Genomic DNA, 15856 nt, shown 5'->3' with positions numbered 1-15856 from the left:
GAAATAATTTTAAAACTTTTAGAAAAATACAACTAGCATCTGACTGTGAATCGAGTTCCGATAGCTATCGGAATTGGTTCGAGCCCATTGCCTGTCCCGAAAGCTTTCGGGAAGGGGGAGCAAATCAATCCTGATCAGAAATGGTTGGGATTTTTTGTTTTAAAAAATTAGGTTATTTAGCATGCATACCGTTTATATCTTGCACTCAGAAAAATTAAATCGGCATTACATCGGTTACACTTCCAATATCGATGTTAGACTAGATTTCCACTCCAACGACAGCCAAACAAGAAAGTTTACCTATAAAGCCGACGACTGGAAATTATATTTAAGCTTTAATTGCTCTTCTAAGCCTCAGGCATTGGCCATTGAAAAACACATTAAGGCAATGAAAAGCAAAACCTACATTGATAACCTTCAAAAATATCCTGAAATAATTTTAAAACTTTTAGAAAAATACAACTAGCATCTGACTGTGAATCGAGTTCCGATAGCTATCGGAATTGATTCGAGCCCATTGCCTGTCCCGAAAGCTTTCGGGAAGGGGGAGCAATTCAATCCTGATACATTTGTGTCAGACTTTTTTGTTTTATAACTACAAGAGAACCTTAATAGCTACACTTGTACCTTATCCATACTCTTGAAAACCTATTTTCAATCCATAACACATCTTTTAAAACTGCAGCATTTTTTTTAAAAGCATTTTGAATGCAATTAAGAAATACAAATTGCGCAAACAAATACCAAATTTGCTATTTTTACAAGGATAATGTAATTACTCCTTTATGAAATTTTCGCCAGACGTATTTGAATCTTTGCAAAGCAAATTGAAAGTAGGCAATCGCAGAGGCGTTCACCTCAACGCCATTCCAGGGAATTCTAGATATAAATTCGATATTTCAAGACTGTCGGCTATTAAAAAAAGTCTACCAGAATTATTTGTACTCGATTTACTTACGATGCGGGATGTCAAATTTACTTTTTCGACACAGTCCAAAGCAGAGCACGTTGCTGCTAAAGAAAGCATCTATTTGAATGATTATGATGATCACAAAGACGCACCTCCGGAAATTGACGAGGAACGAGAAGTCAGTTTAAAGAAGATTGTTACCAGTATTGAAAATTTGATTTTCCAAAATGAGGTAATAGAATCCGAAAAAGGAATGAATACGTTGGGTTTTGGATTCCCGATTTTAATCCGAAGGGACAGTAACGACAATCAGATTTCTGCTTCGCCCCTATTAATTTGGACCATTCGGATCAAAGCTACTGCTGCAATGAACACTTTTGAAGTGAGCCGTTCGGAAGACGATCCGATTTATTTAAACGAGGTTTTAGTGAATCATTTACAAAGTGATTCCGGCGTATTTTTAGATCCCATTTCCGCAGAAATGCTTGAGGATGGAAAGATTGACAAACCCGAACTACTTTTAATTTGCAAAAATATTTTGGAGCAATTGCAAACCAATCAAGATTTGGACTTCTTATTGGATAATTATGCACCAATTCCTGTCATAAAAACAAAAGCTACTTATGAGAAGTTACTGCCTAAAAAAGGCGATACTTTAATTGAAAAAAGCGGCATCTTCTCGCTTTTTGAAGTACAGAAACAAAATATCATAAATGATTATGCAGATTTAATTACTTCTTACAAATTAAATGAGACGGTTCCGGATGGTTTGTTTCAATCCATTACTTCCATAGAAACCGATCCTTCACAGCAAAATATTTTAGAATCGCTGAAAACCAATTCTAAAATTGTAATTCAAGGTCCTCCAGGAACGGGAAAAAGCCAAACCTTAACGGCGTTGCTCATAAACGCTTTAGAGAACCATCAGAAAACAATTGTAGTCTGTGAGAAACAAACGGCTTTAGAAGTCCTCCAAAATGCGCTACAGCAAAGAGGTTTGGGCGATTTCTGCACCATGATAAAAGATAGTGTTGCCGACAGACGCGGATTAGTGGATCGCGTGCGTACAAAAATTGACGCACCCACTTTTAAGCAGCACAAGGAAGTCTATCCCAGAAGCGTGGTCCAGGAATTATTGAACGGTATTCACCAAAATAAAAACAGCATCAATCAAGTCCACCATAAGCTGAATGAAGAAGTCATCAATGAGCAAGATTGGGCAGAAATTATTGGTCGAATTTTGGCTTTACAAGCGGAGAAACAAGAGCTAGATCTTGCAAATCTTTCGTTTCAATTTACGACTTCCGAACTGGATGCATTTCTTACAGTTATTGAAAAGGGCGAAACTCTATTTGAAAATTTCAAGCCTTTCAAGGAACAATCTTTCTTTACTGCTCAAAAAATTATTGCCTCCAATCGGTTTGAAATAGAACAAAATCTGAAAACGTCTTTTCAAGAATATGCCGATAAGCTGCATGGTATTGCGAATAAAGTTTTGGACTACCGCAGCTTTTATTTTACAAAAAGAAAAGAAGAGTTTGCCGCACAATTGACCGATTTAGAAAAAGCCATTCATGCAATCATCGTTACCACTTCAACCTTAGATAAAAATGCTGATGTTTTTAATAGTGAAAAAACAGATGGATTGCTGTACCGATTTCTAGCGTTCTTCTCTTCGGCAAAAAAGAAAGTTTTGAGTGCACAGCATAATTTACAATCCAATACTTCCACTATTAAAAGTATTTCGTTACATCCCAATTTTCCCGAAATTAGCTTGTCGACCGATTTATGGCAAAATGTGAAAAATGCTGAAAATTATGTTTCCCAAATCCATTTGGCGAAAGCCGAATTTGCAACTAAAATCGAAGAGGATTTTGCGCAACTCGATTTATTACATTTCTATGATGCCAATTATCAAACAGAGGATTTAAAAGTAATTGTTGAGCAAACACAAAACCTAAAACAGCAGATTAATCAAGAAAATTGGACTTCTAAAAATATAACTACCGACGGTTTTCCACAAATTATTCAGGAAGCCGATCAACTGATTTCTGAATTTAAAACGGCTTCGCAACAACCTTTTGTGGCAAGTTATGATTGGCATTTGTTCTATTATTCGCTTTCGGAAAAGGAACAAGAATTTGTCCAATTGTTGTATCCAATTTCCAAATGGCAAAGTTCCTTTTTATACAGTTATTACAATTTAATTCTGCTAAAAAACACCGATGGAACCTTGCACGTCAACGAGGAGAACTACGCAAATTTTGCAAAGAAAATAAAGAGTTTTGAATCGACTCAAAAAAGTTATATCGAAAGTTATTGGAACAACCAGCAATTGCTTTCGGCTCAAAAATTTGAAAAGAATCATCCTGAAATATCGGTTGCCAATTTATTCAACAAGCGAAAAAGCACCAAGTTCAATCGGTTGACCTTACGGCAAATTGCCAATAAAGACACTGATCTGTTTACAACTTTCTTCCCTATTTTATTGACCACACCGGATGCTTGCTCGAATTTATTTCAAGGTAAAAACTTCTATTTTGACAATGTGGTTTTTGACGAGGCCAGCCAACTAAAATTAGAAGACAATCTTCCTGCGATGTTAAAAGGAAAAAACATTATCATTGCCGGAGACGAACACCAGATGCCGCCTTCCAATTATTTTAGCAAAGTTTTTGACGGCGCTTTAGAAGAGGAAGACGAGTCGGAAGAAGAAAGTGAAAGCATCAATCAGAAGAATGCTATTTTGGGCATCGAATCACTGCTGGATTTTGCAATGGAATTTAAATTCGATAAAAATTACCTTGACTTTCATTACCGATCCAAACATCCGTACTTAATTGACTTTTCCAACCATGCCTTTTACGGTTCGCGATTAAAGCCGCTTCCATCGTCCAATCAGGCGAAACCTATTGAATTTTATGAAGTGGACGGTGTTTTTAATGACTACATCAACGAGGCAGAGGCTGATAAAATCATTGAAGTTTTAAACCAAATAGAAGCTTTGCCAAACGGAAAATATCCTTCTGTGGGAATTGCTACTTTCAACATTACGCAACGAAATTTCATTAAAAGAAAGATCATCCAAAAGCAAAATGATCCAGACCAAACCGCTTTTAATGAAAAAATACTAGCGCTTGAACAAGCCGGATTGTTCATCAAGAACTTGGAAAACATTCAGGGTGATGAACGCGACATGATTATTATTTCCACGACGTATGGCAAGAAAAAAGACGGTAAATTCATTCAAGCTTTTGGTCCCATAAATCAATCCAAAGGGTACAAGTTATTAAACGTAATTATTACAAGAGCCAAAGAAAAAATCGTGGTCATTACTTCCATCCCGACGGACTATTTTGGCAATTATAAAGAAGCTTTAGAAAAAGAAGGTGCTAATAATCGCCGTGCGGTTTTCTATGCCTATTTGAATTATTGCAAAGCCGTTAGTGACGAAAATGAGGCCAAAAGAAAAGAGATTTTGAGGGATTTAATCACCTTTAGCCATTCAAAACCAACGGAAGAAAAAGAGTCGAAAAAACTTTTTAAAGAACAGATTTTTAATCAATTTAAAGTTAAATTTCTAGACTATGATTTTGAATTGAATCATCCTTTTGGCGGCTATACGATTGACATTTTAATTAAGATACCGAACGGCAAATCCATCGCTTTAGAATGTTTGAGTAAGGAAACTTATCAAGGCGAATTGGCTTATTTAGAAGATTTGCACAAAGAGAAAATCCTCAAAAATTCTGGTTTTGAATATGCACGAATTTGGAGTCAGAATTGGTGGCAAAATTCGGAAAGAGAAATTAAAAAGTGGGAAGATACATATATCAGGTAATTTTTATATTTTAGTCTTTTTCCTTTTTGAAAATCGAATCAATAAACCTCAACCTTTTCCTCCTTATGAAGCATCACCTCAAGTTCATCGACGCTACTTCTGATAAATTTTGGCAAATTGAAGTTGTAGAAAATCAGTTTACCACGACGTATGGCAAAAACGGCACTTCAGGTGTTTCAAAAAGTAAGTCGTTTGATTCTGACGAAGAATGTTTAAAAGCCGCGGAAAAACTTTTGAATGAAAAAATTAAAAAAGGGTATTCAGAAAGTGGTGCCGTGACTCTACCAAATTTGGCGGAAGCCACTAAGGGAAAAAGCACAATTAGAAAGAAAGAAGTGTCTGACATGGTTGCAATTTTAGCTGAATACGATGCTATTATTAAGCAAAAAGATGCCACACTTGTACTTCCTTTTCTGCTCAAATATGCGAAAGGCAATTTAGCACCCATTCGGAAACATATTAAAAATAAGAAGAAGTATTGGATGGATTTTGTGGATTTATCTCTTGAATCGGATTATAAAAAACGGAACGACAGCAATTGGAGTTGGGGCACTCGAGGCGATACTAAAATTAGAGAAATTATTACGTTAAGTGCTTTGGCAACGTTTGACAAAACAGATATTCTTTCTATTGATGACGTAAGTGGATTATTAAAACACGCGGAAAAACCAGTTGTTTTTGACATTCTAAATTGGGCAAAACCCAAAGGGATTGAATTTTACTTCTTGGACAAATTTAGAAAACAAGACTGGTTTTACTTCGAATATAAAGCACTCCGATTTTTAGAGAAAAATGATTTTATAGCATTCAATCCAGAACTTATGGCCTTTGCCATCTCGAGATACCACAGTTGGAACGCAACCTTAAAACCTCGGGAATTTATAGCGTTTATTACGAACGATGAAGTAGCTTACAGTCGCGATATTCCGTTACTCTTTGAGTATGAAACCAATATTCAAGGCAGTAATTTTGTTGAAGCGAAAGACAAAGATGAGAAACATTTTCATATATGGACGTTGATTTTTAAGCAATTGATTGTTGAAGAAAAGTTGCTGCGAACTACATTTATAGAAAATGCATTATTGATTCAAACCAAAGAATGGAACAACAATCTGAAAGGCTTTTTCAGAAAATTTATAGCTACAATTGAACCTACGATTGATGAATTAATTGCAAATCAAGAATCGATTTTTGCTTATTTTAATTATTCAAATCCAACCGTTGTAAATTATGGTTCAGAGCTGATTAAGAAAATATACGTACATCCGAAATTTAAAAACCACTCGTATTTAGAATGGATTGAAGGTGTGATGATGCGAAGCGATTGCAAATTGGCCGTAAAAAACACGTTAATGTCTTTTGAAAAAATAGGCAAAACACAGCCGAAATTCAACGCTCAAATTGCCTTGTTGATTGCAGATGTTTACATTATTTCTGATTTAAATTTACAAGAAAGAGCAACCAAATTATTGCTAAAAATTGGCAATGAAAAGGACAATACTTTAGTTGAAAAACTAACTTCTTGTGTATCGTACATGCAAGGAACGATAAAGCCCAGTTTAAGTACTTTCTTGAGCGAAGAGGTTTTACTTTCGGAAGATTCCAATCTAGAAACCTACCACTTTAGTCCTCAAAAAGTGAAAGTTTTAATGGATAAAGTAGAAATTCCGAAGGATTGGAACGACATTGTATTTTTGATTGGAAGGTTTATCGCTTCTGAAGAAATTTTGGATGCCGAACTTATTTTAAATACCATAATCTCGCAACGTCATTTGTTTCCAGCGGATTACACGAGTCAGTTGCAGCCGTATTCAAAACAGTTGGAAAACACCTATTTTGACAGTGTAGTAAAGAATTTTATTAAGAATTTACTCATCAATAAAATTGAAGATAAAGATAGACATTACAAAGTAAACGACGCCGAATATGCCGCTTTAAGTACGTTGAAACTGATAAAGCCGCTTTCGCAAAAAGTGTTGCAAAAGAATACTGAAGGTTCTGTTTTGCCACTGCTTTCGTTTCCAACGCACAAGCCGTATTGGGTTGAACCCAAAGTTTTGTTGGAACGCATGATTGAATACCAAGATGCAAAAGAGGATATAGACAAAGTAGATTTAAGCATTGCCATCAGCCGCATGCCTCGTGAAAATTTGGAAGATGCGATTCCTCTTTTAAATGATTTGGAACCCGAGACGCAGGATTTGATGCGGTATTGTTTTGGCTTGACCAATGAACTAAAAATTACACCCACTTCCGTCCTATCCAAACTATTCCAGAAAGTTATTGGTCCGAATCAGAGTGCAGAAAAAATAGCTTTGTGGGCAACTGCCGCGCGAACGTTTCATCCACATGATCGGTTTGCTGATTTTGAAAAAACGAGCTTGAATGACATTCCATTTGTCACAGAACCTTTTGTTCCAAAATTGACATTCACCAAAAATTGGAACTCGTGGGAGAAAGATTTACCCATCGAAAAACGCACCACTTGGATGGAATTGCATTTTCCTTTGCCGGTTGATAAAAAAGTGCCGCAAAATTTAATTTACAGTTTGGATTTGCACCCCAAAAAAGAGAAATATACGTGGCATTCTGAATACCAGTTGCATAATGAAAATAATGTCTATTATTGGAACAGTTTGATGCCCCAAAACAACGAGCCGCTTGCGCTTTTGTTATTATCCAAAAATTGCAAAACCAGTGATGGAACCAATCATGAATTAAAAGGTTTTGCGACTGTTGTCAATCAACGTTGGTTTCAGTTTTCAGATACTTCTTTGCTTGTTTTTGCTTGTTGTTTCTTTCAAGAAAAGAAAGAAATTCGACTTTTAGCCTCCGAAGTTTTGATTAATTTAGTGGAAATCAAATCGATTGACATTTTAGGTTTTTCACAGCAATTGGCGTACTTAATTTCAAATAAATACGGCCCTTTATTGCGAATGGTAGAAAGCGTAGTTGTTTTAAAAGACATTTCGCCTTTGCATAATTCAGCATTATTTTTCTTGTTAGACGGTATCTTTGCCACTGTAAAATTAGACAAAAAGCTACCTACTAACTTCAAGAAGTTGGTTGAAAACTTCGTGGATGTTGGAACAAAGACGCATCACAAACCGTCTTCAAAAACGCTAGCACTTTTAGACAATTACAAAGATAATACGTCGCTAAAAACATTAATTAAACAAATAGCCAACCTGTAAAATGAACGATTTACTTTATAATTACCAAGACGTTTCAACGCTCAACAAGACCAAAGGAATCAATAATTTGGTTATGGCACATCAAACTGAAATTGCCGAAGTGAACAACATTCCGTGTTTTTTCTGGGGAAGTTTGACTGATCCATTTGTGACGGCTAAATGTTGGAGTACGATTGCCAAAGTTGTGCGTTCCAGTTTTGGACCAATTCCTCCGAGTTTACGCGACCCCATTGTTACTGCAGGTTCCGAACGAATGCGGTTTGAAGGATTCTCTTCTTGCAATGGCGTTTACGTACGATTGGACATGAAACCCGAATCCATTGACGGCGAATTTATCGCCAGCGGAACGACCAATGTGGACTTCAATGATCCGATGTTGAATGCGTTAAATGCCATTCAGAAAAATGAAAAAGTCACACTTGCAGTTGGTCAGCATGATGTGCAAGTCATTACCACAAAAGCGAAAGTCGTTGAGAAAAAAGTAACACTGCCGCCGCGTTGGATTAAAGGATTGACGAGCGTTCAACTGTATTTGGCTGATATGGAACAAAAGTTTGAACTCAACAAAATGCAAACGATTCAACTGTTTCAAAATTTGCCAAAAGGAAATGTGAAAGGCGAATTTTACATTACCAAACGCGTTGGGAAATTTATGTTTTCAACTTTGCAAACGGCAGATAGTGTCCGGATTGGCGGCATTCATCGGTTGCGGTTGTTGGAAGGAATTCTATCTTTGGTAGACAAAATGCAGATTTACGAATCGTCTGACAAAGAAACCTGTGCGATTGTGTGCGAATTTGGCAAAATGCAACTGCTGATGGCATTTTCTCCAGACGCGTACCGTGGTTTTTCGGGCGAAGGAAAAGCATTAGAAAACATGACTGAAAATGTGCCAATGGAATGGGTTTATGGATTGAACAGTTTGCTCAAAGCCAATGAATCCTTCGATCCAACGATGTTGTCCATTGAAAATGATATCGATTTTGGAACGATGGAACAATTAACGTCAAGCCTTTCATCAATGGGATTATTGGGTTTTGATTTGGAAAACAGAAGTCACTTTTACCGCAGATTACCCTTTAAAACCGAACGCATTTTAAGTTTAAATCCAAGGTTGAAAAATGCACAGAAATTAATTCAAAATGAGGAAATCCAAATTGTAACCCAAAGGCCAAACTACATTGAAGCCCAAGTTAAAGGAACGGGTGTAACCCATCGCGTAGTTATTGACGGCGAAAAGAATCACTGTACTTGCAATTGGTTCACAAATTACCAAGGTAAAAGAGGAATTTGCAAACACGTTTTAGGCGTGAAAATTTTGATGGAGAAGTAAAATCGATTGTTATTTTTTGCTGTACATACTTTCAGATTCTATTTTTAATATGCCCGATAAATTAACTTGAAACACTAACATCCCACGAGAGTTTAGTTGGCGTTGCATAGTATTGTGCTGAATTACAAAAAAAACATGTACTTACTAAATATTTAATTTGTGCAATAACAGTATCTATTTAACTTGGGGATTTTTAGATTGAAACCCTACAAAAAACCACGAACTCATAAAGTCCGTGGCTGTTTATTACTTCACAAATATTTCCTTCAATTGACTGATGACGTTTCCGCTTCCGGAGATGGTAATTTCACCAATCTTATCGGCAATTTTCTCCACATATTCCATCTCTTTCAACTTCCACAACATCTCGTTTTCCTCCATCAATTTGGCAGTATTCAACAAACTTCTCGTAGAAGCCGTTTCCTCTCGTCTCATAATACTGTTGGCTTGAGCCTTTTTCTCCGCCACCAAAACCTGGTTCATAATTTCTTTCATATCGCCAGGCAAAATGACATCTCTAATTCCCGCATCAGAAACGACCAAGCCCAAGGCACTGATTTTTGCTTGAACGTTTTCCAAAATCTCTTGTGCAATCGCGTCTTTTCTGTTCAATAATTCGTCCAAAGTCAAACCACCTACAAAAGCCCGTAAAGCCAATTGCATCAACACATACAACTGCTTTTCAAAATCTTTATTTTCAGTTAAGGCTTTGAAAATATCGGTAATTTGGTACCGTACAAAAAAGTTGATTCGCAAACCCGCTTTGTCCTTTGTCAATAATTCCTGACCTGAGATTTCCAATTGCTGTTGCCTCACGTCCACCGATTTTACCTCTACCGATGTCGCATTGTTCCAAAAGTAGTACGTACCAGCAGATAATTCCTTTTCAAAAACACCGTTGACAAACAACAAGCCTTTTTCAAAATTAGCCACTTGAAACCGTCTGACAAACATTTTTACTTTGGCATGTTCCAATAAAGCAGTCGGAACAGCCTCGGTGATAAACACCTTAGACAAATCGGCTTTTATAAAGGAGTTTTCAACATAACCTTTCCAAAAAGCATAGCGTCCCGTAGTCATTACTTCTTTGAAAATCCCGTTCACAAAGTACAAGGCCAACTCATTATCGGCAACTTCAACGACTTCCAACAAAGTGCCCAACTTTTCGTTTTGCAACAAGATATTCAATTCAATTGGCGTCACGAACGATTGTTTTTTCTCATAAACAAACACTTCTTTGTTGCCAAACAACCAGAAACTTCCCGCTTCTAAAACCTGTACCAATTCTTTATTCTCGAAAACCAAACCTACTTGGTAGGCATTAATGTGTACTTTTTTAATCATTATTTCTTTTTTTTTAAGTGTTATTTTTAATAAGAAATCGAAACGGATTCGTCCTTTTTCAAAAACGGAAGACGAGGTAGTGTCAAGTGTTGCGGTTCTTGTTTTTAACCATTTTCAGATGGAATTTGTAGTACATTACATCTGTCAAGTCAAAAAGAACAACCGTTCTTGCTCAATACGAATCCCAACTTTCAAGTCTTCTCAAAAGTGCGGTTTACAAACCTAAATCTGAAACCACTGACGGAGTCCGCTTCTTTTTCTCTGGTACATTGTTTTAAAGAGTTATGCTACTCTTGCACAGTAATTAAAGCTGTGAGACTGACGGCCACTGTCAAACCGAAATAAATCGGTGTAGGATTCGAACCTACGTTGAAAACCTATTGTTCTAACCAACTGAACTATCCGCCGAAACGGAGTGGGAATCGAACCCACGACCTATAGAGGAGAATGGTATTTTGGCAACCATCCAAACCTTCAAATCAAGTTGCACAGCCATACCTAATTCGCTTCCGCGAAAAGAGAGCTGCAATGGTGCCATTCAGAAACACGCAACAGGACTTGTTTGATATTTTTATAATGCAATACATCTGTTTATTTTTTCTACTGCAAATATTTGAGAGTTACTACGCAAGGATTTTACGCAGTAGAAATAAATTTTATAAAGAGATGTTATTTAGGGAAGTAGAGTTGGGGTAAAATAGAAAAAGCATCCTGAGTTAGGATGCTTTTTTGAAATGGGAACTTATTTTGTGCTCGTTTTCTTAATCTGGTGCTCGTTTGCAACGAGTACCTACTTATCAAGCGTTTGCAACGCGATTAAAATAAAACTACCGTAAAGGCTCTACATTTTACTATCAATTACTTTGTGTTTTTCAGATATTATTTTTCTATCACAAACATTGATTTTATGAGGAATAATAAAATCTACTCGTGGATGCTGCTTTAATTAGTTGCGTTGCAAACGCTATCATTTAAGTAGGTACTCGGTACAAACGAGCTCATTCTGGTGCTCGTTTGCAACGAGTACCTACTTGTAAAGCGTTTGCAACGCGATTAAAACAAAACTACCATAAAGGCTCTACATTTACATTGCAGAACACAGTATTATCTTCTTCATAATTTCGATAACTACTATTTACATAATCTCCCATCCTGGTGCTCGTTTGCAACGAGTACCTACTTATAAAGCGTTTGCAACGCGATTAAAATAAAACTACCATAAAGGCTCTACATTTACATTGCAGAACACAGTATTATCTTCTTCATAATTTCGATAACTACTATTTACATAATCTCCCATCCTGGTGCTCGTTTGCAACGAGTACCTACTTATAAAGCGTTTGCAACGCGATTAAAATAAAACTACCATAAAGGCTCTACATTTACATTGCAGAACACAGTATTATCTTCTTCATAATTTCGATAACTACTATTTACATAATCTCTTTCATGAAAAACAATTTCTGCAGCAACAGGGTTGTAATGTATGTATTTTACACGTTGCTCCATTTTTTCTAACGTATCCAATATAACAGGATGAAAACCATCTTGCCATAATTTATAATTCTTCGCCCGTCCCGATTTTTGAGCTTCAAAACTAAATTTCCTTAAAAGCCATTCTTTTCTACTTTCAGGATGTTCTTGGATAGCTTCGATTAATTTTTTAGAAGTAAATTTTTTAAAATCACGAATAACATTTTGCAATTCTCCATCAAATGCCGTTACTATTAAATGAATGTGACTGGTCATATAAACATACGCATGCACACTCAATCCCTTTTCTTTAATACAGTAATTTAAAGAATCATCTATAATCTTGCAATAAACGGGACGTATCAGCAAATCTACCCAGTCTACAACGGTTATTGTAATAAAAGTGGGCACGGTACTATCAATCACTTTGTATTTTTCAGACATAATTTTTCTATCAAATATATTGATTTTATGAATAATAATAAAATATACATCGTTGATGCTGATTTAATTAGCCGCGTTACAAACGCTATCGTTTTTCTTGTAATTTAAGTAGGTACTCGTTGCAAACGAGCACCAGGGAGAACTGCATTAAAATAGCGACAGGTGTTATATTTAAAAGAAGATTAAAACATAAACATTCTTACTCATCAAAGATTACGGTTTGCCGTAATATTGAAATTAAACCCCTCCAAATTTAACAAAAAAACCTCAACAAAAACACCACACAATTCCCACCTCCAAAAACCACCTTTTTTACGCACTTTGTTCGAGGTTTGTTCGAAGATTGTTCGTCGTTGTTCGAAGAAAAGGGCAATTCTTCGAACAACCTTCGAACAATGTCCGAACAATTGTAAAGGAAACAGGTATAAATCAACCTCAAAATAAGTCTAAAAAAAAGCTGAAATCCCATTTCATCAAATAGGATTTCAGCTTGTAAAAGTTGGAATTATTAATCTGTTATTCCCCCCCAATTCGATACAACCTTCCATTGTCCGTTACTGCATATAAAGCACCGTCTTTTCCTTGGGTAATATCTCTAAAACGTTGGTTTTCCTCTTTCAGTAAGCGTTCCTCGCCAACTACTTTATTGTTTTCAATAACCAGACGGGCAATGTGGGTGCTGCTCAATCCGCTAATGAATAAATTGTTTTTCCACTCCGGTACGGCAGATCCGGTATAAAAAGTCATACCACTTGGCGAAAGCACAGGGTCCCAATAATAAACAGGTTGTTCGAGACCTTCTTTTTGCCCGATGTGGGAGCCTATTTCGTCACCGCTGTATTCCATTCCGTAAGTAATTATGGGCCAACCGTAATTCTTACCGGCTTGAATCAGGTTCAACTCATCGCCACCAAGCGGGCCAAATTCGTTTTCCCACAAATCACCCGTTTCGGGATGAAAAGCCAAACCTTGCACATTTCGGTGGCCATAACTGTATAGTTCCGGACGTGCATTAGGTGTTTTTGCAAACGGATTTCCAGGTGCCGCTTTACCATCGGTCGTAATGCGAAGTATTTTCCCGTTAGCCGAATTCAGTTGTTGGGCTTGTGGTCGGGTTTCCATATCAGAACGCTCGCCGGTACTGAAAACCAAGTAACCGTTTTTATCAAAAAGAATTCTCCCTCCGTAATGCAAGTTGCCTTTGTGTCCGGGTGTCGCTCTGAAAATAACGGTAGTATTTTCAACTTTCGTCTCGTCAGTAGCCAAACGCCCTTTGGCAACAGCCGTAAGATTGCCTTCTTTTGTTTTGTCAGAAAAAGCCCAATACAGCATGCGATTATTGGCAAAATCAGGGTCGAGGGTTACACCCAATAACCCACCTTGACCGGAATCATTGACCTCCGGAAGTCCCGTTATTTTTTCAGAAACACTGCCTGTTGCAGCTACAATTCGCATCGTGCCTTCTTTCTCTGTAATCAAAAGCCGTCCATCCGGCAAGGCAACAACACCCCAAGGCCTGTCGAGCTTATCAGTCAGCACTTTAGTTTCGTAGGGCGTTTTGGTGGTCACTCCCGCAATTCGCGTTTGCCCCTCAAAAGCGGGTTTCAAGTCGCTGTTGGGTTTCTCGGTTTCCACCGGTGCATTGGTTTCCGCAGCAGTTTGACTCTCCACGACCTTAGTTTCAGTTTTCTTATTGCCACAAGCCGTAAGCACTGCCGTAGCCAGTAAAGTAGGAAGGATGTTTTTCATAATAGTTTTTTTAGTGGTGTTCTTTTTTAATAAAGATACTAATCTATTTGCTTCTAGCAAAATTCATAACCTATAACCTTTTAACCCATAACCTTATAACCTTTAAAATTTAATCCTCCCGACTCCCATCATCCGCCATTCGCACCATCTTAGGCGTAAACTTTGCCACAACATCCACCAAATCTTCCTGAGCAGCCATCACTTGGTGAATGTCTTTATACGCCATCGGTGCTTCGTCCAAACCTGCACCAATCAACGTAACGCCGTGGTGGTTTAGAATACTTTGCATCTCGTTTTTAGAAATCGACTTAATCGCTTTCGTCCTACTCATTTGTCGACCTGCTCCATGGGAAGCCGAGTTGATGGCGTTTTCTTCGCCTTTTCCGCGAACCAAAAATCCAGGTGCCGTCATACTTCCTGGAATAATTCCCATAACGCCTTTTCCGGCAGGAGTCGCCCCTTTTCGGTGTACGATGACTTCTTCGCCGTTCCAGATTTCTTTCCAAGCAAAGTTGTGGTGGTTTTCAACTTTCGCCAAAACCGTCGCACCCAAAGCCTTCTGCATTTTAGTATGGATAACCTCATGACAAGCTGAGGCATAATCACCAGCCAAGTTCATTGCAATCCAATATTCCTGACCCAAAGAAGTATTCAGGTCCAAATAAGCCAAGTTTCGAGCGATTTCAGGTAATTTACAAACGTCCTTTGCCAACTTGGTATAATGTCCCGCCACGGTTGCACCAAAACCTCGGGAACCCGAATGTGTCAACAACGCCACGTAATTTCCTTTCGGAATGTTTAACACTGTATCTTCTTTTTCAAAGGATATAATGCCAAATTCCACAAAGTGATTTCCACCACCTGAAGAACCCAATTGCGACCACGCTTTGTCTTTTAAGGATTTCGTCAAGGCATTGATTTGAAAATCGGCACTTTCCAATACGGAATGCTCCGATTTATATTGCCCTTGAAAACCATGTCCGGCTCCAAATTTAGTGTGTGCTACCAATTCCCGTTTAAATTTATCGTGGTGTTCGTTGTAAAACGCTTCGGGAATATCATAAATGGACAAAGCCATTCGACACCCAATGTCAACGCCCACTCCGTATGGAATAATAGCATTTTTGGTGGCCAAAACACCACCAATCGGCAATCCATAACCCTGATGTGCATCCGGCATCAAAGCACCTGCCACGGTAACGGGAAGTTGCATGGCAACACGCATTTGGTCACGTGCTCCTTCTTCAATGTGTTCCAATCCATAAGCCGAAAAAGCCGGTGGAGTAGGGTTTAAGGCAATAAAATCCTCCGGTTTTTCATTCGCTTTTTCAATTATTGCTACAGCGAGTTTGCTAAAGATGTTGTCTTCTATATAGTTTTCGGGTTGGGCTAAAACAGCTGCATAAGAAGCCATCATTTGTACTCTGTTCAAGCCGTGTCGTCCGCGATTGATTTTTAAGGCAATGCCAATTACGGAACCTTGCGGAAATCCAAGTTCCATTAATTCGAACCCGTTGATTTGTGTTTGCATAATTTCTATCTTTTTGAGGTTACAAAGATGCTTGAGG

At 37.7% G+C, this 15856-nt stretch carries 8 protein-coding genes; 4 read left to right on the top strand and 4 right to left on the bottom strand.

Annotated elements, in window-relative coordinates:
* Positions 1-181 precede the first annotated feature (181 nt).
* The 4 genes from H602_RS0116880 (at position 182) to H602_RS0116865 (ending at position 9278) form a co-directional block, all read left to right on the top strand.
* Entirely contained in the window at positions 182-466 is a 285-nt protein-coding gene (locus tag H602_RS0116880) for a GIY-YIG nuclease family protein (protein ID WP_026979080.1), read from the top strand.
* A gap of 319 nt (positions 467-785) precedes the next feature.
* A complete protein-coding gene (locus tag H602_RS0116875) occupies positions 786-4751 on the top strand; it encodes an AAA domain-containing protein (protein WP_026979079.1) in 3966 nt (1321 codons plus the stop codon).
* A gap of 65 nt (positions 4752-4816) precedes the next feature.
* Positions 4817-7945 carry a DUF6493 family protein gene (locus H602_RS0116870; RefSeq protein WP_026979078.1) on the top strand — a complete coding sequence of 1043 codons (3129 nt, stop codon included), beginning with the start codon at positions 4817-4819 and terminating at the stop codon, positions 7943-7945.
* 1 nt (position 7946) lies between these two features.
* Positions 7947-9278: an SWIM zinc finger family protein gene (locus tag H602_RS0116865; RefSeq protein ID WP_026979077.1), complete on the top strand. Its 1332-nt coding sequence runs from the start codon at positions 7947-7949 to the stop codon at positions 9276-9278.
* A gap of 246 nt (positions 9279-9524) precedes the next feature.
* Here the strand turns inward: H602_RS0116865 and H602_RS0116860 are convergent, their stop codons facing one another.
* The 4 genes from H602_RS0116860 to H602_RS0116840 all read right to left on the bottom strand — a co-directional run bounded on the left by H602_RS0116860 (position 9525) and on the right by H602_RS0116840 (position 15819).
* Entirely contained in the window at positions 9525-10622 is a 1098-nt protein-coding gene (locus tag H602_RS0116860) for a slipin family protein (RefSeq protein ID WP_026979076.1), read from the bottom strand.
* A 1362-nt stretch (positions 10623-11984) separates the two neighbouring features.
* On the bottom strand, positions 11985-12539 hold the full coding sequence (locus H602_RS0116850) for an REP-associated tyrosine transposase (RefSeq protein WP_026979074.1): 555 nt from the start codon (positions 12537-12539) through the stop codon (positions 11985-11987).
* A 516-nt stretch (positions 12540-13055) separates the two neighbouring features.
* Positions 13056-14288 (bottom strand): PQQ-dependent sugar dehydrogenase, encoded by a 1233-nt coding sequence (locus H602_RS0116845; RefSeq protein WP_026979073.1) that lies wholly within the window; start codon positions 14286-14288, stop codon positions 13056-13058.
* Between the two features lie 109 nt (positions 14289-14397).
* Positions 14398-15819: an RtcB family protein gene (locus tag H602_RS0116840; protein ID WP_026979072.1), complete on the bottom strand. Its 1422-nt coding sequence runs from the start codon at positions 15817-15819 to the stop codon at positions 14398-14400.
* Positions 15820-15856 lie beyond the last annotated feature (37 nt).

Source organism: Flavobacterium tegetincola DSM 22377 (assembly GCF_000425485.1).
Classification (GTDB): Bacteria; Bacteroidota; Bacteroidia; order Flavobacteriales; family Flavobacteriaceae; genus Flavobacterium; species Flavobacterium tegetincola.
This window is presented reverse-complemented; position numbering and strand designations above follow the sequence as displayed.

Coding starts and splice junctions, on each gene's coding strand:
- H602_RS0116865 (WP_026979077.1), top strand. CDS start 7,947: ATGAACGATTTACTTTATAATTACCAAGACGTTTCAACGCTCAACAAG.
- H602_RS0116875 (WP_026979079.1), top strand. CDS start 786: ATGAAATTTTCGCCAGACGTATTTGAATCTTTGCAAAGCAAATTGAAA.
- H602_RS0116845 (WP_026979073.1), bottom strand. CDS start 14,288: ATGAAAAACATCCTTCCTACTTTACTGGCTACGGCAGTGCTTACGGCT.
- H602_RS0116860 (WP_026979076.1), bottom strand. CDS start 10,622: ATGATTAAAAAAGTACACATTAATGCCTACCAAGTAGGTTTGGTTTTC.
- H602_RS0116840 (WP_026979072.1), bottom strand. CDS start 15,819: ATGCAAACACAAATCAACGGGTTCGAATTAATGGAACTTGGATTTCCG.
- H602_RS0116850 (WP_026979074.1), bottom strand. CDS start 12,539: ATGTCTGAAAAATACAAAGTGATTGATAGTACCGTGCCCACTTTTATT.
- H602_RS0116880 (WP_026979080.1), top strand. CDS start 182: ATGCATACCGTTTATATCTTGCACTCAGAAAAATTAAATCGGCATTAC.
- H602_RS0116870 (WP_026979078.1), top strand. CDS start 4,817: ATGAAGCATCACCTCAAGTTCATCGACGCTACTTCTGATAAATTTTGG.